Raw genomic sequence first — 20,081 nt, forward strand, 5'->3', positions numbered from 1 at the left:
AAATCATAACATTCTTCATATGGTTGACATATGAACTTATAACCGACAATCTACGAAAAAAACAATAACACGAAGAAATCTCGAGAATACGGTGCGGGGATGGAATTCCCCTCGGCGCCGGTAAATCGTAAAAGGAGCGATGCATGAGTGAGAGCAACCCGGAGATCGGCCAAAGTATCGACGTAGGGGGAATCAGGACCAACTACCATGATCTGGGTGCGGGTTTCCCATTGTTGATGATTCACGGCTCGGGGCCGGGCGTCAGTGGCTACGTCAATTGGCGCACGGTGATGAATCCCCTTGCCGCAGACCGTCGGGTGATCATTCCCGATATGGTTGGATTCGGTTTTACCGATCGCCCCGAGGGGCAGCGGTACGACGTCGACACATGGGTCGACCAGGCGATCGGTCTGCTCGATGCACTCGGTATCGCCCAGGCGGACATCGTGGGCAACTCGTTCGGCGGTGCGCTCGCCCTCAAGATCGCGATTCGGCACCCCTCACGCTTGCGTCGGATCGTGCTCATGGGGAGTGCAGGCATCGACTTTCCCCTCACCGAGGGACTCGACGCCGTCTGGGGGTATGAGCCGTCGCTTGCCAACATGCGCAAGTTGCTCGACATCTTTGCCTTCGACCGCAGCCTGGTGAACGACGACCTTGCCCGGTTGCGCTACCAGGCCAGCATTCAGCCCGGATTCCAGGAATCGTTCTCGGCCATGTTCCCGTCGCCCCGCCAGCGCTGGGTGGAGGCGCTGGCCAGCGACGAAGCGCAGATCCGCGCCATACCGCACGAGGTACTGGTGATTCACGGGCGCGAGGACCAGGTGATTCCGCTGGAGAGCTCAGTGCGTCTGACCGGCTTGATCGCACGTGCGCAGTTGCATGTGTTCGGGCGTTGTGGGCACTGGACGCAGATCGAACAAGCGGCTCGCTTCACCCGGTTGGTGCAGGATTTTCTGGGCGAGGCGGCAGCCAACGAGCCGCTCGTCCAGGTGAGCGCTGCTGAGGCCGCACTGGCCTGAATGTTGCTCAGGTCGTGATCGATAACGATGAGCGGGCGCGCAGCGATCCGGCCATCAATGCAGGAGCAAGGAATTGAAGAACGAAAGTATTGAAGGGCGCTGGAACATCGTCTCGTGGCGTCAGGAGTACGACGATGGACGCAAGGTCTTCCCCTTTGGAGAGCAGATCGAAGGCTTCATCCAGTACGGGGAGGGAAACATGTTCTGCGTACTGTCGAAGAAGCCGCGGCGGGCGTTTACCACCGGCGGTCAGTGGGATGCGGCCGACAGTGAAAAGGCTGCGGCCTATAACGAATACCTGACTTACGCCGGCCGCTACGAGTTCGACGGCGAAACCGTGAGCCATCTCATCGATCTGTGCATTTTTCCTAACTGGCAGGGAAGCGTGCAGCGCCGCAAGGTGATGCGTACTGGGCCAGATGAAATGACCCTGGTCGCCAGAATCGAGGATGGCACACCCGAGGCGAGGACGGCCGTGCTCGCCTGGCGGCGTGCGTGTGCTTGAGGGAAGGATATGTCGGAACAGGAGGCAGGCTTGATGGGACAGGTGAAACGGCTGGCTTATATCCAGATCGAGGCCACGGATCTTGAAGCGTGGAGCGCTTTCGCCGGCGGCGTGATGGGGTGCGAAATCGTTCCGGACACCGCGCCCGGCGATCTGCGGCTCAGGGTCGATGATCGTCCGTGGCGCATTAAGGTTACCGAGGGGCCGCGCAACGACATTGTTGTTGTAGGGCTGGAGGTCGATTGTGGTGAAGACTTCGCGGCCATCCGAACTCGCCTCGCCGATGCCGGAATCGACGTACATCCAGGGAGCACCGAGGCCTGCGAGGCACGCGGTGTGCGCGAACTGCTGTGCTTCCGCGATCCTGCAGGTATGGAAGTGGAACTGTCCTACGGTTCCCTGATGCGCCCGCAGCAGCCCTTTAACTCGCCGTTGGCGCATGGCGGCTTCGTCACCGGGGACCAGGGGCTGGGCCACGTGATGCTGGTGGTGGAGAACGTTGCCGAGGTGCATCGCTTCTATTGCGAATTGCTGGGTTTCGTTACCAGCGACTTCGTGGCCACTGACAACTACGGCGGGCAGAAAGGCAGTTTTGTGTTCATGCGCTGCAATCAGCGCCATCACTCTTTAGCAATAGGTTATCTTCCCCTTGGGCGACGGCTCGGACACTTGATGCTCCAGGTGCGGGAATTCGACGATGTAGGCCGCACCCTCGACAGGGTGCATCAGAGCCCGTTCCGCCAGACCCGTGCGTTGGGGCGACATATCAATGACCGGATGTTCTCGTTCTATGTCGAAAGTCCATCAGGAGTGCAAATCGAATGTGGTTGGGGTGGGCTGGAGGTGAAAGAAGACGATCTTGAGGTCAAGACCTACGATGTGACCAGCGCGTGGGGGCACCAACACCTGTTGCCGAAGTGAATGGTTCGCCCCTGCATCTGATGAGGCCTGGGGCGAACCGTACCGGATGACGGTGTACCAAGCGGCGGCAGCACAGATTCACCGAAGAGTGGATGCCGGGCGGACACCACAGAGAGACGAAGGAGTCACGATGCAATTGCAAGGTTTGGCATACGACCGCAATACCGTTGTGGAAATGGGTAGCTTCGAACGTTTTCAGACGCGCGACCTGGAAGAGGCACGAAGCTGGGGGACGCGAGTGTTCTGCGAGAACAATCTGCGTAGCCTGGATTCCCGGAAGCCCGTCAATGCGCGCATGTATTACCGTCGCATGAACGGTATCGGCGTAGGACGCATGAGCTACGGTGGAGAAGTCACCATCGAGCCTGGCGTACTCGACTCCTTTTATCTGATCCAGATGCCGCTGTGTGGTTCGGAGCGCATTGAGTGCGCCGGTGAAACCACTCATAGCTCGGCCGGCACGGGTTCGGTGCTCAGCGCGCATCGTCCCGTGCGCATCCGCCATGCCGAGCGCACCGAGAAGCTGATCCTGAGGGTCGATCGCGACCTGCTCGAAAGGCATTGCCGGCAGCATCTGGGGGGTAATCTGCCCGATCGCATCGAGTTCGATACGGCGATGCCGCTGGAAACCGGTGCGGGTCAGCGCTGGATGCGCACGATGCACTGGCTGCTCGAAACCCTGAAGTCCGAGCCCGATCCGTTGTCGCCGCTGTTGTCGGCCCAGATCGAACAGATGGTCGTGACCATGTTGCTCGTGTGCCAGGGCAACACCTGTACGCGCGCGCTGTGCGAGGATTCGCGCACCGTTGCGCCCGCCTTCATCCGTCGCACCGAGCAGTTCATCGAAGAGCGCGCCCACGAACCCATCACCGTCGGAGACATGGCGGAGCATGTCGGGGTCAGCACGCGCTCCCTGTTTACCGGTTTCCGCAAGTACCGCAATACCTCGCCGATGCTCTTCCTGAAGGAAGTCCGGCTCACTCGTGTGCGTGAGCAATTGCTGCGCAGCGAGACCGGGCGTACCACGGTGACTGCGGTCGCGTATCAATGGGGCTTTGGTCATCTCGGCCACTTCACGACCGACTACAAGCGCCGTTTTGGCGAGAGCCCATCCGAGACGCTTGCGCGTTAAGTGCGATGGCGATCGGGCAATCTGCGGTTTACCGGTCGAGCGATCTGGACGAAACCCGGAGTATCGTGGCGGGGATCTATTGCGATCACCGTCTCGACCAGCTTCGTAGCAGAGCGTGCCTGAAGTACGAGCATACCCATTGTGCAATGGGCGGGTTCAGCTTCAGCCGGATGCGCTATGGTGCCGATGTGAGTGTCGACGTGGACACGCTCGGGGACTTCTACCTGATCCAGGTGCCGCTCAGCGGCACCGACCGGATGTGCGTCAATGGACATTCATTCTGTTCCGATTCGCGCTACGCATCCGTCAATGCACCGATGAGCGGCCTCGGCATGAATTGGAGTGCCGACTGCCTGAAATTTGCCGTCAGGATCGAACGCAAGCTTCTCGAGGGCCACGCGGCTGCGCTGAGTGCCCGCCCGGATGACGGGCCGCTTGTATTCATGCCGTCGGTCGACCTCAGGCTGGCTGCACCGCGCTCATGGGTGGCAACTGCGCAGCATGTACTCAACGAACTCCAGCGCAACCCTCAGCTCGCGACGCAGCCGCTGGTCAGGACACAGTTCGAGCAATTGCTGATGACGACGCTGCTGAGCTGGATGCCGGGCAGTTTCGGGGAGGCCGTTCAAACAGAGCGTCGGGTGGTGCTCCCGCGGCATGTCAAGGTGGCCGAAGAGTTCATGCGCGCAAATCCCGAGCAGGTGATGACAATTGAAACGCTGGCCAGTGTGGTGGGTGTCAGCGGCCGTACCCTGTTTGACGGTTTTCGAAAATTTCTTGGGGTGAGTCCGATGCGCTACCTGCGCGATCTGCGCATGGAGTGTGCGCGCCGCGATCTGCTCGACGCCTCCAGGCCACGCAGCGTTACCACCATCGCGACCCATTGGGGCTTCTATCAGCTCGGACGCTTCGCTTGCGACTACCGCCGACGTTTTGATGAACATCCGCACGAGACAATGGCGAAAGGGCGTTAAGCCAGAATATCTGCCCGATCGTGGTGCGTGCACGCACTGTGTTGGTGAGTGCTTGTTTTTCCTGCGGTTTTTGCACGTTGTCTGCAGTCTGCGCATATTTCTCTGGTTCAGGGTCCGTCAAATTGGGGCTGTCTTCGATATCGAAGATTTCGCACCAACCCAAGACGGAGAGAAACAACATGCGCAAGATCACCATCATCGGTGCAGGTCAGGGCGGGCTTCAGCTCGGGATCGGCCTGCTTTCCAAGGGTTACGACGTCACCCTCGTTTCGAATCGCACCGCAGAGCAGATCTCCCAGGGCCGCGTCATGTCGAGCCAGTCGATGTACGACATGGCGGTCGGCTATGAGCGCGACCTTGATCTGGCGTTCTGGGACGACGCCTGTCCGCCAATTTCCGGCGTTCATTTCCGGGTGGGCGGATCTGACGGCGTGACCCCGATCGACTGGCGTTCGCCCATGCGTGCGCCGGGACAGTCGGTGGATCAGCGCATCAAGATGCCGGCATGGATGGCGGAGTTCGAACGCCGTGGCGGCCATCTCGTCATCGCGGACGCCGGTGTGCCGGATCTCGAACGCTATGCCGCCGACGCCGACCTTGTCATCGTCGCGTCCGGAAAGGGTGCGGTGGGGGCCTTGTTCGAGCGCGATGCGGAACGCAGTCAGTTCGATGCTCCCCTGCGCACGGTCTCGCTGACCTACGTTCACGGCATGAAGCCGAGGGAGGATTTCCCTGCCCTCAATATCAGCGTCAATCCGGGGATTGGTGAGTATGTGAACTTCCCCTCACTGACCCATACCGGTGCCTGCGACATCATCAATCTGGAGTGTATTCCGGGAGGACCGATGGATTGCTGGCAAGAGGTTGATTCTCCCGAGGCGCACTTCAAGCTGGCGGTGAAGCTCATTCGTGAGTTCTTCCCCTGGGAGGCAGACCGGTGTACCGATCTTCGCCTGACCGACGCACTGGGCACGCTCGCAGGCCGGATCACGCCCACCGTGCGCAAGCCTGTTGGCAAACTGCCCTCGGGGGCCGTCGTCCTCGGTATGGCGGATGCGCTGGTGCTCAACGACCCCATCACCGGGCAGGGCTCGAACAACGCAAGCAAATGCGCCGCGCTCTACATGGAGGCAATTGTGCAGCACGGGGACGAAGCCTTCGACGAGGCCTGGATGCAGGCGACCTTTGACGCCTACTGGGACTACGCGAAGTGGGTGACCCGCTTCACCAACACCCATCTCCTGCCGCCGCCCCCACAAGTGTTGAAGATCTTTGGCGCCTGCGGAGAGAATCCGGCGCTGGCCGCCCGTGTCGCCAACGCTTTCGACGATCCCAAGAGTCTTGCGCCGTGGTATTACGACGCGGCAGAGGCGGATTGTTTCATCGACTCGTTTGCGGTTCCGGCCTGAGGTCGGCGAAATGGAAGCGAAAACGATGCGAATCAATTGCGGACGCAGGCTGCTCGGCAGCCTGATCATTGCGCTGCTCGGTAGTTCCGGGCAATCGGCCTTCGCCACACAAGGTACGTTTCCGCATGGCTACGGTGTGAAGTCCGAGGGGATGGGGGGCGTCGCCATCGCCCTCGCGCAGGACGCCATGGTGGGCGCGACCAATCCGGCAGGCATGGTGCTGGTGGGCAACCGGGTGGATCTGGGGGCCGCCTTCCTCCAGGTGGATAACGGTGCCTACTTTGCCGGCACGCGCTACGACGGTAGCGCAGACAAGAGCCTCTATATCATCCCCCAGCTGGGTGCCAACTGGATGGTGGATGCGGTGTCGAGCCTGGGCATCACCGTGGTTGGCAATGGCGTCGGCACCAACTATGACAATGATGACAGCATCGGCGGGCTGAAGGCGGCCAGCTCGGAGCTCAAGCAGATGGTCGCCACCGTCTCGTATGCGCGCAAGCTCGGTGAAGCGCATGCCCTTGGCGTGGGGGTGGTGCTCGCACGCCAGGTGCTCGATATCGGCGGCACAGCCAGTATCGGCCTGCCCGAAGGTCGGGACGATTCATACGGTGCCGGCGTGCGCCTGGGCTGGACCTGGGATGCAGGCCGCGGCCTGCAGCTGGGTGCAATGTGGGCGAGCAAGGTCGACATGGGGCGCATGGACACCTTCGAAGGCTTGCTGCCTGAGCGCGGCAAACTCGATATCCCGGAGAGCTACGGGTTCGGCGCGAGCTATGTGAAAGGGGCGTGGACCTTCGGCATCGATGCACAACGCATCCTCTGGAGCGATGTGCGCGCCTTTGGCAACGACGGAGTCGGCGACGCGACAGGCGCCCCCGGGTCGAAGAATGGCCCCGGCTTTGGGTGGCGCGATCAGACCATCTGGCGAGTCGGCGCAGCGTACGCGGTCGATTCGCAATGGACGCTGCGTGCGGGCTATAACCACGGCTCGCGTCTGCTTGACAGTCGCGACACCTTCCTGGGCGTGCTCGCGCCCGCCGCAAACCGCCGTCATCTCACCCTTGGGGCAAGCCTCGCACTGAAGGACGGAGGCGAGTTTTCCGTGGCCTACGCGAGGTCATTCAAGGAGACGGTGCATGGTACGGGTGCCGCGCCCGACGGACTGACCGCGCTCTACATGGGGCAGCACTGGTTGTCCGCGTCTTACAGTTTCAGGTTCTGAGGAGCAATGATGATCGATCCTGCCAACTTGCGCCGCGCCTTTGGCCAGTTTGCCACCGGCGTCACCATTGTCACCGCGCTGGACGCCGAGGGCGCGCCGGTCGGGGTGACCGCCAGCAGCTTCAACACCGTATCGTTGCAACCCCCGCTCGTGCTCTGGAGTATCGCCCGCAGCGCATACAGCTTCGATGCCTTCGCTGCTGCTGGTCATTTTGCGGTGCACGTACTGGATGCTAGTCAGCGCACCTTGTCCGACCGCTTCGCACGTGCTTCTTCCGATAAATTTGCTGACCTGCGCATCGGCAAAGGGGAGGGCGACGTACCGCTGCTGGAAACGGTAGCGACCGTGTTCGAGTGCGAGACCGCGCATCGCTACGATGGCGGTGATCACCTCATCCTGGTCGGAAAGGTGCTGAATCTGCGTCTGCCCGCGGATTCTGCTGATCCCCTGTTGTTTCATCGGGGGCGGTATGCGGCAGTCGAAGTAGCGGAGGGTGTTGTGACTTAGTGGGGGTGTCACCCTCAAGGCTGGGACGACGGGTGGTAAAGAAAATGGCATGTCGATCGGTAAGACGGTTGGCGTGCCATTTTTTGGTCCAGGCTCGCCGGAAGGTCGCGGTCGGGCGGCACGGGCAAGGCGGCGGCAGTTGCCAAGGCTTCCACCGTTTTCTGCGCTGACGGGATAAGGCGTGTCCGCAATGGAGCGCGTGGTGTGGGTGTGGTGCCTAGGATGTGGCTCATGGAAGCGTTGCCGGGGTGACCGGTGGCGCAGGCGATGAGTTGCGCTAGGCGCATTTGGACAGGGAGCAAGTCAATGGCAGACGAACCGGTAGTGCGTCGTCGGGTGGTGAAGGCGGCGAGCGGGATCAGCGAAGCGCGGGTCAATGGACAGAAGACGCAGAGCCAGTACCAGCCGTACAAGGATGCGGCGTGGGGCTTCATCAACCACTGGTATCCGGCGGTGTTCAGCAAGGAGCTGGGCGAGGACGAAGTGAAGGGCATCCAGATCTGCGGGATCCCGATCGTGCTGCGTCGTGTGGATGGCAAGGTGTATGCGCTCAAGGACCAGTGTCTGCACCGCGGGGTGAGATTGTCGGAGAAGCCGATGTGCTTCAACAAGAAGACGATCTCGTGCTGGTATCACGGTTTCACCTTCGACCTGAAGGACGGCAAGCTCTCGACCATCGTGGCCAACCCGGACGACAAGCTGGTGGGCACGACGGGGCTGACGAGCTACCCGACCGAGGAAGTGGCGGGGATGGTGTTCGTGTTCGTGCGTGAGGACGACTTTGCCGATGAAGACGTGCCGCCGCTATCGCAGGATCTGCCGTTCCGCTTCCCCGAGAACAGCGAACGTTTCCCGCACCCGCTGTGGCCGGCCGCGCCGAGCCTGCTCGACGCAGACGCGGTAGGTCACGGCATGCACCGCACCGGGTACGGCAACTGGCGCATCGCATGCGAGAACGGCTTCGACAACGCGCACATCCTGGTGCACAAGGACAACACCATCGTGCACGCGATGGAATGGGTGCTGCCGCTGGGGATTCTGCCCACGAGCGACGACTGCATCACCGTGGTCGAAGATGAGCAAGGCCCCAAGGGCATGATGCAGTGGCTGTTCACCGACAAGTGGGCGCCGGTGCTGGAGAACAAGTCGCTGGGCCTGGAAGTGAAGGGCGTTAATGGACGTGCCTACCGCACCTCGGTGGTGCTGCCCGGTGTGCTGATGGTGGAGAACTGGCCGGGCGAGCACATTGTGCAATACGAATGGTACGTGCCGATCACCGACGACCTGCACGAATACTGGGAAGTGCTGGTGAAGGTGTGCCCGACGGAGAAGGACCGGGAAGACTTCAAGTACAAGTTCGACCGGGTGTACAAGCCGCTGTGTCTGCACGGCTTCAACGACTGCGACCTGTACGCACGTGAAGCGATGCAGAGCTTCTACGCCGACGGCACGGGCTGGGATGACGAGCAGCTAGTGGCGACGGACATCTCGCCGATCACGTGGCGCAAGCTGGCCTCGCGCTGGAACCGTGGTATCGCGAAGCCGGGCAAGGGTGTGGCGGGATCGGTGAAGACGCACAGCATCCGCTTCAAGGATACGGCCGCAGGCAAGCCGCCCGGCTACTTCGTCGAGCAGATCGAAGACTGAGTGCGGCGGCGGGCAACGCAGGCGCCGGTTGATCCGGTTGCAGGCGGTGCTCGCCATTGCCGCCGGTGATTCCCCAAACACAGCAGAGACCAATCATGAGTCAAACCCATACGGTGACCTTCCGTTTCGCCGACGGGGCCAGTCGTGCCATCGACGTGGCGGAGGAAGAAACGGTACTCGACGCCGCGCTGGCAGGCGGTGTGCCGCTGATGCACCAGTGCCGTTCGGGCAGCTGTTCGAGCTGTCTTGCCACGTTATGCGAAGGTGATACCAGCAGCCAGCCCGGCAGCAGCTCGACCCTGCTTGCCAGCGAATACGAGGCGGGGCATCGCCTGTTGTGCGTGAGTCGCGCAAAGAGTGATTGCACCTTTGATCTGTCCTATGGCAGTGCCGAGGGTGGTGTGGTGCCGGTCGAGGTGCATGCCTTCGTAAACGCCATCGAGCCGATTGCGTCCAACGTGGTCAAGCTCTCCCTTGAGCTCGCCGAGGGCGACTGGTTGACGTTCAAGGCGGGTCAGTTCGTTCAGATCGAGGTTCCCGGTGTGGGGCAGTTGCGCAGCTACTCGCCGGTATCCACCGAGGCTGACCTGCCAATGCTGGAGCTGTTGATCCGCCTGCTGCCCGAAGGCGTCATGTCTACGTGGCTCAAGACGGGTGCGACGGTCAACGATGTGGTCAAGTTGAAAGGGCCTTATGGCGCCTTCTTCCTGCGTGAAAAGCGTCGTGCGCCGCACATCTTCGTTGCGGGTGGCACGGGGCTGGCACCGGTGCTGTCGATGATCGACCGCATGCGCCAGATTGGTGGGCGCAAGCCGCCGATGTTGTTGAGTTTCGGTTGTGCCACCTCGGATGCGCTGTTCTATCTGGATGAGCTGGAACTGCGGCGCCAGTGGCTGCCCGGCCTGGATACGCGCATCTGCGTGGATCGCGAGCCCGACAGTTGCTACCACAACGGCAGTCCGGTTTCCGCGCTGCGGCCCGAGGACGTCACCGACCCGGACACCGTGGCCTACCTGTGCGGCCCCCAGGGAATGATCGACGCGGCTACCCGACGCCTGATCGAGCTAGGCGTTGCGCCCGAGAACGTGTTTGCCGAGCAGTTCGTCCCCAGCAACTGATAGAGACAACGGAGCCCCGTACCCATGACAGAGACCACACCCGTTCCATTCTCCGCCGAACAGCAACAGTGGTACGAGCAGGCGTGTGCCCGGCTTGACCCTGAACGCCTGAAGCAGTTGCTGTTTGCGCTGACCGACATCCACAGCCCCACCGGCGCCGCACGCGCGGCAAGCGAGTTCATGGCTTCGCACCTGTCGGCCACCGGCATGAATGCGCGTTATCAGCCGATGACCGACGACAGCGGCAACGTGCTTGCCGAGTACCGTGGCGCCGGCGGCGGTGCGGCCTTGATGCTCTACGCACCGATCGACACTCACCTTGAGTGTGACGATGCCGAGCGTTCGTGGACGGGCGGGCAGACCGAGGCCGACATGCAGCCACGGGCCAAGATGCAGGACGACTGGGTGTTCGGCCTGGGCGCATCCAACCCGAAGGCCATGGTCGCAACACTGACCGAGATTGCCACCGCGCTGATCGAATCCGGAGTGCCGATCACCGGCGATCTCCTGCTCGGAATGGCCGACGGTGGCATGCCGGTGGATGTGTCTGCGCGGCAGCATGCAGGCATGTCGAACGGGGTATTGCACATGCTCAATCGTGGCGCCGCGGCCGACTTTGCCGTGGTGATGAAGCCGTGGAACTGGGTGTATCACGAAGAGCCCGGCATGGGCTGGTTCAAGCTGCGCGTGCATGGCACCCTCGGTTACGCGGGCGTGCCCCGTGGAACGCCCGGATTCCGCAGCTCCGTGGTGCCGGCCGCTGCCGTGATCGAGGCGCTTGAGGAATGGCTGATCGCCTATGCCGAGCGCAATACCTCGGGCGTCGTGGCGCCCCATGGCTGGATCTCGGGTATCCGCTCGGGAGACCCCGAGCGCGCGGCCTTTCCGTCCGCGATCACCGAGCTCTTCTTTGATGTACGGATCAACCCGCGCACCTCGCCGGCCGAGGTCAAGGCGCAGTTCGCGGAGTTTGTCCGCGATCTGCAGGCGAAGCGCCCCGACCTCGTACTGGACTGGGAAATGTATGGGTCGGTACCGGGCGGCACCACCGACGAACGCAACTGGGTTATCCAGTCTGCGAAACGGGGCTGGGAGCACATCGAACAACGTCCGCATGGGACGCCTGATTTGCTGGGCGGGCAGACCGATGGGACCGCGTTGAGGCGTTACGGGGTGCCGACGGCACGTATTGGCTGGCCGTGGCCGGCTGAGGGATCGCCGGAAGTGCTCGCTGAGGGGCTTGGCGGCATGGGGGCGACCTACATACCCGATCTGATGCCTTGCGCACGCAAGATCATGTACATCGTCATCGACACGCTGACCCGCACGCGCAGCGAGCTTGGTCTCTGATCTGGCCGCAGCCTTTCCCCTTGTGGAGTCGCATATGAGCAAGAAAGTAAAAATGATATTCCCGGTGCCGATGAGCGACGCCACACGACCGATGGTCGAAGCGCAGTTGCCGGCCGGGTTTCGGCGACCTGACATCGAGGTCGAGTTCGTCGGCGCGGGCAGGGTGATGACGCTGGCCGACAGCTACTACGACATGGCGATCATGGAGATGGCCGTGATCGAGGCGGGGATGCGCGCCGAGGCCGAAGGCTTTGACGCGGTGTGCATCAATACGGTGAGTGACTCGGGTCTCGCCGCGCTGCGTGCCCGACTGTCGATCCCTGTGCTGGGGCCTGGGCAGAGCGCCTTTCACGTTGCGGCGATGCTCGGTCACAAGTTCAGCGTGCTCACGATGTGGAAGCGCTGGTTTCCGCTCTATCGCAAGACCATCAATGAGTACGGTCTGGGGTCGCGGCTGGCGTCCATCCGCGCGATCGATGTCCGTCCGGACACCGAGGCCTTGCTCAGCGGCAAGGAAGAAGTCGTGTTTGCGAAGCTAGAGGCCGAAGCACTGCGGGCGATCGACGAAGACGGAGCGGATGTCATCGTGCTCGGCTCGACTACGATGCACCAGTCCCACGCCTATCTGGCCGAGCGCCTGCCGGTGCCGGTGCTCAATCCGGGTGTGGTGGCCTACAAGATGTGCGAACTCTTTCTCGATCTTGGCCTGGTGCAAAGCCGCCTGGCTTATCCCGCACCGGAGACCTTCAAGGACGAGGCGTTTTCGACGTTTTCCGGTGGAGGTATCGCATGAACAGCGTAAATCTGAGCGACTGGCACTACCTCGAAATCAGTGAATTGGCACCCTTGCTGAAGCGCAAGGCGCTGTCACCGGTGGAACTGGTGCGCAGTCAGCTCGACCGCATCAGTGCAATCGACGGAAAGTTGCACGCCTATGCAAAGCTCATGGCCTATGAAGCGCTCGAGGCCGCGAGCAAGGCCGAATCCGAGATCGGGCGTGGCCGCTATCGCGGCCCACTGCACGGCATTCCTGTTGCAGTAAAGGACTTGTTCTGGACCAAGGGGGTGGTGACGGCTGCCGGAACGACGGTGCACCGTGATTTCGTCCCCCAGGAAGATGCAACGGTCGTCAGGCGCCTGCGTGAGGCAGGTGCCATCGTACTGGGCAAGCTGCAGCTGACCGAAGGTGCATTCGCCACGCCTCATCCGTCGTCCGTGCCACCGGTGAATCCCTGGGGCGCAAATCACTGGACTGGTGCCTCGTCGAGCGGGTCGGCGGTGGCCACGAGTGCCGGATTGTGCTTCGCCTCGCTCGGGACCGATACCGGCGGATCGATCCGTTTTCCTTGTGCAGCGAACGGACTGACGGGGCTGAAGCCATCCTGGGGACGGGTCAGTCGTCATGGCGTGTTCGAACTGGCGGCAACGCTCGACCATGTCGGACCGATCGCGCGTTCGGCGCGTGATGTGGCCCTCATGTTCGAGGCCATCGACGGGCCCGATACGCTCGATCCGAGCTCTTTGCCCGGGGTTGGTACTGCGGTACTCGCGCCTCGTCAGGGATTGAAGGGCGTTCGTGTGGGTGTGGATCGTGAATGGAACGCAAGGGCAACCGATGAAGAAACGCTCAAGGCGATGGAGGGTGTGATCGAGGCACTGCGCGAGCTGGGTGCCGAGGTAATCGAGGTGCGCACGCCGGAGTCGTTTCCCATCGCCGGTGCGTGGGAGATGCTGTGCGGCGTGCAGACCGCTGTCGCGCATGCTGAAACCTATCCGGCTCGGGCGTCCGAGTACGGTCCTGCGCTCAGTCGCCTGATCGATGTGGGTCGTGCAACTGATGGCATGAGCTATCAGCGCGTCATCCTTGATGCGATTGCTTTCAGGGGGCGTATGAGTGCGCTGCTGGAAACCATCGACATGCTCCTCGCCCCGGTACAGCCCTTTGCTGCGCCGACGCACGAGCAGCTGGGTGCGCTGGCGCAGGACCCGGAGCTTAACCAGCGACTGATCCAGTTTACCTCGCCCTTCAATGTGAGCGGCCACCCGGCACTATCCATGCCGTGCGGACATACGGCCGATGGGATGCCCATCGGCTGCCAGCTGGTCGGGCGCAGGGGATACGAGTCCGCGCTGATTGCGGCCGGTGAGGCGTTTCAGGGCATCAGCAAATGGCACCGGATGCACCCGCCGGTGTAAGCCACCTGCCGCAGCTCATTCGAGTGAAGAACACATTCCAGTACGAACAGGAGCACGCATGTCACGACACGCAGATAAACCGGACGTCCGCTTGTCCGAGCTGACGATAGCGAGCGCAGCCGCTCGAATTGCAGCTGGCGAACTGAGCAGCGAGGCACTCATGCATGCCTGCATTGACCAGGCGCAAGCGAGAGTCGATCTGAACATCTTCATCACGCTCGACACCGAGTGTGCACTCGCCGCCGCTCGCGAAGCCGATGCGGCAAGGGCGGCAGGTGTGCCGTGCAAGCCGCTGAGCGGGGTGCCGCTGGTCATCAAGGACAATATCCACGCGGCAGGTCTGCCGGCAACGGCCGGTACGCCGGCGCTGGCGACTTTCGTTCCGTCCGAGGATGCGCCCACCGTGAAGCGGCTCCGCGATGCAGGTGCCATCGTGCTCGGCAAGACCAATATGCACGAACTTGCCTTCGGTGGCACTGGTTACAACCATGCCTTCCACAGCAAGGAGACTGTCGGTGTGCGCAACCCCTACGATATGTCGCGTATCGCCGGCGGGTCTTCCTCAGGCAGCGCGGCGGCGCTTGGTGCCCGGATGGCGCTCGCGGCGCTCGGCACTGACACCGGCGGGTCGATGCGCATCCCGTGCGCCCTCAATGGATGTGCGTCGCTGCGGCCGTCGTGGGGGCGATATTCGGGCAAGGGGGTGATTCCGATCTCCAGCAGCCGCGACACGGTGGGGCCCATGGCCCTGTGCATGGCCGACGTGGCCCTGCTCGACGCCATCATCACCGGCGAGGCTGCCATGCCGCCGGTGCGGCTCGATACGCTTCGGCTGGGGGTGGCGAAGGGGTTCTGGGCGAATCTTGATGCCGATACCGAAAGTGTGGCCAAAGGCGCCGTTGCCCGACTTGAGGCGGTGGGCGTGAGCTTCATCGAGGTGCCTGATGCGCGTCTGCAGGAATTGAACGAACCGATCGGTTTTCCCGTGGTGTTCGGTGAAGCCTATGACGACATGTGCACCTATCTGCGCGAACAGGGACCCGGCATCAGCATCGAAACGCTTTACGAGCAAATCGCAAGTCCCGATGTAAAGGGCATCTACAAGGATCTGGTGCTGCCGAAGCGTACTTTCGGGCCGGATGGAACCCTGGTTGACGTCGAGCCCCTTTACCAAGAGGCGCTTCGTAGCGGACGTCCGGCGCTGAAAGCGCATTACCACGATCTTTTCGAGCGTTATCAACTCGACGCCTTCGTGTTTCCGACGACACCGATCGTGGCGCCCGAGGCGCGGCCGGAGGTCAGCCTGCCCGAGAACTTTCATCTGCTGATTCAGAACACGGAGCCGGCTGCCAGCGCCTGCCTGCCGTCGATTCAGTTGCCGATCGGGCTCGGGCCGAAAACCGGCCTGCCGGTCGGGCTCGAACTTGATGGTCCGGCAGCCAGTGATCGTCGCATGTTGGCGATCGGTATCGCCCTGGAGACGGTGCTCGGCCTGATTCCGGCAGCACTCTGAGAACACGATTCTGCCGCGGGGTCAATCCTGCGGCAGCCCCAACCCGAACCGGCCCGTTTCTCACTCATCAGGTGAGAAACGGGCCGACTGACATGGAGCAACCGACATGACGTCTTACCCCGACCTTGAAGGCAAGGTTTTTCTCGTGACCGGCGGTGGCAGTGGCATGGGACGCGAAGTCTGCCTGGCGCTCGCCAGCGTCGGCGCAAAGGTGGTACTGGGTAATCGCAGCGAAAGCGCGGGCAGGGCGGTGGCTGATGCGCTCGGCGCGGCAGGCGGCACCGGCGTTTTCTGTCGCACTGACGTGTCGCGTGCAGCAGATTGCGCAGGCCTGGTTCAGTACGCGCTTGACGCCTTTGGGCGGGTGGACGGTGCGTTCAACAACGCAGGCTTGCAGCGCGAGTTCAGCGACATCCACGAAACGCCCGACGAGGATATTTCCGATGTGATCGACGTCAATCTCAAGGGCGTGCTGTACATGATGAAATACGTCGCCCGCGCAATGCTGGAGACGGGCGGTGGCGCAATCGTGAACAACAGTTCGATCTTCGGCCTCAAGGCGATGCCCCATCTCGCCTACTACGTTGCCGCCAAACACGGCATCATCGGCGCCACCCGTGCGGCGGCCCTCGACTATGCGGCTTCAGGCATCCGGGTGAATGCCGTGTGCCCCGGGCCGATCAAGACGCCTAGCCTGGACCGGGTCACTGGCGGCGACGATCTGATGTACGCGGATGCCGTGCCGATGCAGCGGATTGGCCAGGCATCGGAGGTCGCCTCCGCAGTCCTGTGGCTGCTATCCGCTCAATCTGCGTATGTCACGGGTAGCACTATCTCAGTCGACGGTGGCATGAGCGCGGGCTGAGTTTGCGCCGTTACTTCGCAAACAGTTGGCCCATATCCTTGAAAGCCTTGAACTCCAGGGCGTTGCCGCAGGGGTCAAGCAAGAACATGGTGGCCTGTTCGCCGACCTGCCCCTTGAAGCGGATATAGGGTTCGATCACGAACGCGGTGCCGAAGGACTTCAGGCGCTCGGAAAGTGCTTCCCATTGGCCCCATTCGAGTACGACGCCGAAATGCGGCACGGGTACGTCGTGGCCGTCCACCGGGTTGGTATGGGCGTGTTCCTGCGAGGCCGTAATGGGGTGCTCGTGGATGACCAGCTGATGGCCAAAGAAATTGAAATCCACCCATTGCGCGCTTGAGCGGCCTTCTTCAAGCCCGAAGACTTCGCCATAAAAACGCCGTGCAGCAGGGAGGTCGTGGACGGGGATGGCGAGGTGAAAGGGTGACAGACTCATTGGATGACTCCTGAAAAATGGTGTGTGTTTTTGTGGGGGCAGCAATGCGGGTTGCCGCCCGACCGCGACGCAATCAGACTGAGGGAATCAGCCCGCCGTCAATGCGGACGGTTGAGCCTGTCATGTATGAAGCGCGTTCGCTGGCCAGGAAGGTGACGACGTCTGCGTACTCTTCAGGCCTGCCGTAGCGCCCGAGCGGAATGGTCGCCGCGCTCTCGGATTCGACATCAGAGACGCCGCGTCCTTCACGCTGGGCGCGGGCACTGTCGAGGAACTGGGTGCGAGCAGTGGCAATGCGCCCCGGCACCACGACATTCACCGTGACCCCGTCCCGTGCGACATCCCGCGCGAGGGTCTTGGACCAGCCGACCAGCGAAATGCGCGCCGCGTTGGACAGGCCAAGATTGGGGATGGGGGCGATGACGCCGGACGAGGTGCTGGTGATGACCCGGCCCCACCCGCGCGCGCGCATGCCCGGCAGAATCAGATCGGTGATGCCGATGACCGACAGCACCATGGACTCGAACGCATTGCGCCAGACCTCGGCGGAGTGACCATGAGCTGGCCCCGGCGGGGGACCACCGGTGTTATTGACAAGGATGTCGATACCGCCGAGTTCCGCGAGTACGCGCTGCACCCCGGCTGTCCATTCTTCGGGGTTGCCCAGGTCCCAGACAAACGTGTGGGCAACGCCGCCTGCCTCACGCACTCTGGCTGCTGCCGCGGAAAGGGACTCCTCGCCTCTGCCGGCCAGACATACCACCGCGCCTTCGCGCGCCAGCGCCACGGCGATGGCGCTGCCCAGACCGCCACCTGCACTCATGACGAGGGCGCGCTTACCCTTGATGCCCAGATCCATGCTTCCTCCGTATTGGTTGACCTGCAGTGCCGTCGGTCGATGCGGTAGGATCCTAAAGGCACGTTCGAAAAAATAATATCAATATATTTTTGAGTAAAGCACAAAGGAAATTTGTGAATGATTCGCGAACTGAAGACCCTCGTCGTCGTTGCCCGGGAAGCCAGCTTCGCCGCAGCGGGTGACCGGATCGGCCTTACACAGGCGGCCGTCAGCGCACAGATGCAACGCCTTGAGAGGGAACTCGGATTCGTGCTCTTCGAACGCGTCGGACGCTCGGCACGGCTCAACAAGATGGGGCACCAGCTTCTGGTTCCGGCACAGGAACTGATCGCGCTCTACGACAACCTCGGAACCACGCCGCCGGGCGTTTCCGCTTCCGTGCTGGTCAGTGTCGGTGCCATCGCCTCGGTGCAACGGACCCTGCTGCCGGATGCGCTGGCCGGATTTCACCGGCAGCATCCGGGATGCCGCACACGGGTTATTCCCGGTCTGTCGATGGAACTGGTGAACCGGGTGGACGCGGGCGAGATCGACATGGCGGCAGTCATCCGGCCTCCGTTTTCGATGCAAAGTGATCTGTGCTGGACAGCACTGGCACGCGAACCATTTCGGCTGGTTGTCCCGCGCGATGTGGCGGGGGATGACTGGGCCGCGCTGTTGTCCCGCCACCCGTTCGTCCGCTACGATCGTGCGTCCTTCGGTGGGCGGCAGGTGGACCGGTTTCTGCGGGAGCGGCAGTTTGTTTTGCGTGAGGTTTGCGAGGTCGATGAGCTTGAAGCCATCGTCAAGCTCGTGGCAAATGGTGTCGGCGTCGCGCTGGTGCCCGAAACGTCGATCTTCAGGCGCTGGCCGGCGGCAGTGCGTGCCATCGACCTTGGACCGCACACCTTCCATCGCGATGTCGGCCTCGTGCACCGTGCGGTCGAGACACTCAGCGAGCCGGTGAGGGGGCTGGCTGCCTTGATCAGCACTCTGGCCCAAGGCACGCTGACACGACCGCAGAAGCAGTACTGATCTTGTGCGCCTTTTTGCCGCTGCACCAGCGTGCAGCGGCAACGGTCCTGGGCGGTGACCATGGGTGGACGCCGCAGCCCAGGACCGTGGGCTTGCCCCCTGCTGCGGATCAGCGTCCGGCGGCCTGCAGGGTCTGCAGGGTGAAGTCCTTCGAGCTCATGCCAGGCACGTTGGTTTTCCAGGTCGGTGAATCGACCAGGAACACGGTGGCATGGTTGCGCTGGAAGTCGATGATGGCGCCGCCGGCGGTACGAATGTCGGTGAAGCCATCTTCGGCCTTGGCCGCGTGGGAGTGGAATTCCATGAACTTCCAGAACTCACCCTTGCGGTTGTAAGCCTCGCCGTAATAGATGCGCGGATACTTGGTGTCCACATACAGCACTTTCTTGCTGTAAGGATGCTCGGACGGCGTCGTGGCTTCGATGACGTAGACTTCACGCGGCTCGAACTGGTTGTTGTTCATGTTCCAGAACGGGGCCTTGTCTTCCAGAACCGGATACTTGTCGGCGAAGTTCTTGCCGTTCTTGTTCCACAGCGGTGTCTTGCTGTTGGCCACTGCGAGCACCCAGCGCTTGCCGAGCATCTTGTAGCCCGGATACCAGCACGGGCGAGCGTTGAAGATCTCGAGGTCGTCCTGCAACTGGTCGGAAGAGCCGATCGGGTCCATCCAGGCGCCACCGGAGAGACGACGTACGCGTCGAACGGCGGGGATATAGGCCCAGACGTCGTTGACCTTGACCGAGTCGTACATGACGGTGAAGGTGCCGAGTCCCTTCATGTCCGATGGGGACTTGAAGTACAGCAGTTGGCGGCCGCGTTCGCTGCCGTCACCTTCGACGGCGTCGCCGGTGAGGCGACCCTTCATGGCATAACGGGTGAACTCTGCAACGGGTTCGGCATGTACGCCCTTTTCACCATCGATCAGCACCTGAGTGAAGTTCGGGACGTAGGCTACATCGCCGGTCAGCTGACCGAGATGCCAGTTCCAGATCACTTTTTCTGCGGCCTGGGGATCTTTCTCGTCGATGTTGGGGAAGGGCTGACCTGCACCCCAGCCGTCAACCTGACAGGTTTCCGAGTTGATCTTGGTCTTGCCTGCGTTGGCCTGCGAGGCCTTGACCCAGGTGGGGTCGAGCGGAATGGCCTTTGATTTGGCCAGCGGCAGCTTCCAGCCATTATTGCGGATCCGCCATTCCATGCGCTCGCTGAGCATGCTGGCGATGGTGTGGCCTTCAAACGTGTCGTTCTTGATCTTGTCGAGGTTCTCGGCCGAGATGACCGTGCCGACCGGCAGTTCAGCCGCATGGGCGGGAAGGGCTGCCAGCATCATTGCGGTGACCAATGAAGCAAGAAGGGGCTTGTGCAGTTTATTCATGTGGAGTTCTCCGTCT

19 protein-coding genes are annotated in these 20,081 nt (G+C 62.1%); 16 read left to right on the forward strand and 3 right to left on the reverse strand.

Features of this window, described 5'->3' with window-relative positions; genetic code table 11:
• The first annotated feature begins 143 nt into the window (after positions 1–143).
• The 15 genes from CEW87_RS16335 (at position 144) to CEW87_RS16405 (ending at position 16,381) form a co-directional block, all read left to right on the forward strand.
• Positions 144–1,022, forward strand: a complete 879-nt coding sequence (locus CEW87_RS16335) for an alpha/beta fold hydrolase (RefSeq protein ID WP_108948129.1) — start codon at positions 144–146, stop codon at positions 1,020–1,022.
• A 73-nt stretch (positions 1,023–1,095) separates the two neighbouring features.
• Positions 1,096–1,527, forward strand: coding sequence for a lipocalin-like domain-containing protein (locus tag CEW87_RS16340; RefSeq protein WP_108948130.1), 432 nt, complete (start codon positions 1,096–1,098; stop codon positions 1,525–1,527).
• Between the two features lie 33 nt (positions 1,528–1,560).
• Positions 1,561–2,448, forward strand: a complete 888-nt coding sequence (locus CEW87_RS16345) for a VOC family protein (RefSeq protein ID WP_108977282.1) — start codon at positions 1,561–1,563, stop codon at positions 2,446–2,448.
• A gap of 130 nt (positions 2,449–2,578) precedes the next feature.
• On the forward strand, positions 2,579–3,580 hold the full coding sequence (locus CEW87_RS16350) for an AraC family transcriptional regulator (RefSeq protein WP_108974685.1): 1,002 nt from the start codon (positions 2,579–2,581) through the stop codon (positions 3,578–3,580).
• 65 nt (positions 3,581–3,645) lie between these two features.
• The gene (locus tag CEW87_RS16355; protein WP_234421556.1) at positions 3,646–4,554 is read left to right on the forward strand and encodes an AraC family transcriptional regulator; all 909 of its coding nucleotides are present in this window, start codon (positions 3,646–3,648) and stop codon (positions 4,552–4,554) included.
• Between the two features lie 179 nt (positions 4,555–4,733).
• Positions 4,734–5,963, forward strand: coding sequence for a styrene monooxygenase/indole monooxygenase family protein (locus tag CEW87_RS16360; RefSeq protein WP_108974689.1), 1,230 nt, complete (start codon positions 4,734–4,736; stop codon positions 5,961–5,963).
• A 10-nt stretch (positions 5,964–5,973) separates the two neighbouring features.
• Entirely contained in the window at positions 5,974–7,185 is a 1,212-nt protein-coding gene (locus CEW87_RS16365) for an OmpP1/FadL family transporter (RefSeq protein WP_234421557.1), read from the forward strand.
• Between the two features lie 6 nt (positions 7,186–7,191).
• Positions 7,192–7,692 carry a flavin reductase family protein gene (locus CEW87_RS16370; protein WP_234421558.1) on the forward strand — a complete coding sequence of 167 codons (501 nt, stop codon included), beginning with the start codon at positions 7,192–7,194 and terminating at the stop codon, positions 7,690–7,692.
• Between the two features lie 306 nt (positions 7,693–7,998).
• Positions 7,999–9,339: a Rieske 2Fe-2S domain-containing protein gene (locus CEW87_RS16375; RefSeq protein WP_108974675.1), complete on the forward strand. Its 1,341-nt coding sequence runs from the start codon at positions 7,999–8,001 to the stop codon at positions 9,337–9,339.
• Between the two features lie 95 nt (positions 9,340–9,434).
• On the forward strand, positions 9,435–10,457 hold the full coding sequence (locus CEW87_RS16380; RefSeq protein ID WP_108974691.1) for an FAD-binding oxidoreductase: 1,023 nt from the start codon (positions 9,435–9,437) through the stop codon (positions 10,455–10,457).
• 24 nt (positions 10,458–10,481) lie between these two features.
• On the forward strand, positions 10,482–11,807 hold the full coding sequence (locus CEW87_RS16385) for a M20 family metallopeptidase (protein WP_108974693.1): 1,326 nt from the start codon (positions 10,482–10,484) through the stop codon (positions 11,805–11,807).
• Positions 11,808–11,841: 34 nt separating this feature from the next.
• A complete protein-coding gene (locus tag CEW87_RS16390; RefSeq protein ID WP_108974695.1) occupies positions 11,842–12,600 on the forward strand; it encodes an aspartate/glutamate racemase family protein in 759 nt (252 codons plus the stop codon).
• The gene (locus tag CEW87_RS16395; RefSeq protein ID WP_108974696.1) at positions 12,597–14,003 is read left to right on the forward strand and encodes an amidase; all 1,407 of its coding nucleotides are present in this window, start codon (positions 12,597–12,599) and stop codon (positions 14,001–14,003) included. Before CEW87_RS16390 ends, CEW87_RS16395 begins: the two co-directional genes overlap by 4 nt.
• A 58-nt stretch (positions 14,004–14,061) precedes the next feature.
• Entirely contained in the window at positions 14,062–15,516 is a 1,455-nt protein-coding gene (gene iaaH, locus CEW87_RS16400; RefSeq protein WP_108974698.1) for an indoleacetamide hydrolase, read from the forward strand.
• A gap of 106 nt (positions 15,517–15,622) precedes the next feature.
• Positions 15,623–16,381 (forward strand): SDR family NAD(P)-dependent oxidoreductase, encoded by a 759-nt coding sequence (locus CEW87_RS16405; RefSeq protein ID WP_108974700.1) that lies wholly within the window; start codon positions 15,623–15,625, stop codon positions 16,379–16,381.
• Positions 16,382–16,391: 10 nt separating this feature from the next.
• Here the strand turns inward: CEW87_RS16405 and CEW87_RS16410 are convergent, their stop codons facing one another.
• A complete protein-coding gene (locus CEW87_RS16410; RefSeq protein ID WP_108974702.1) occupies positions 16,392–16,817 on the reverse strand; it encodes a VOC family protein in 426 nt (141 codons plus the stop codon).
• Positions 16,818–16,890: 73 nt separating this feature from the next.
• A complete protein-coding gene (locus CEW87_RS16415) occupies positions 16,891–17,676 on the reverse strand; it encodes an SDR family oxidoreductase (protein ID WP_108974704.1) in 786 nt (261 codons plus the stop codon).
• A gap of 117 nt (positions 17,677–17,793) precedes the next feature.
• On the opposite strand from CEW87_RS16415, the gene CEW87_RS16420 reads away from it, so the two are divergent.
• On the forward strand, positions 17,794–18,690 hold the full coding sequence (locus CEW87_RS16420) for a LysR family transcriptional regulator (RefSeq protein ID WP_108974706.1): 897 nt from the start codon (positions 17,794–17,796) through the stop codon (positions 18,688–18,690).
• Between the two features lie 109 nt (positions 18,691–18,799).
• Here the strand turns inward: CEW87_RS16420 and CEW87_RS16425 are convergent, their stop codons facing one another.
• Complete coding sequence (locus tag CEW87_RS16425) at positions 18,800–20,065, reverse strand: DUF1329 domain-containing protein (RefSeq protein WP_108974708.1); 1,266 nt, start codon at positions 20,063–20,065, stop codon at positions 18,800–18,802.
• Between the last annotated feature and the right edge of the window lie 16 nt (positions 20,066–20,081).

Origin of the sequence: Parazoarcus communis (assembly GCF_003111665.1) — a bacterium.
GTDB classification, from domain to species: Bacteria; Pseudomonadota; Gammaproteobacteria; order Burkholderiales; family Rhodocyclaceae; genus Parazoarcus; species Parazoarcus communis_B.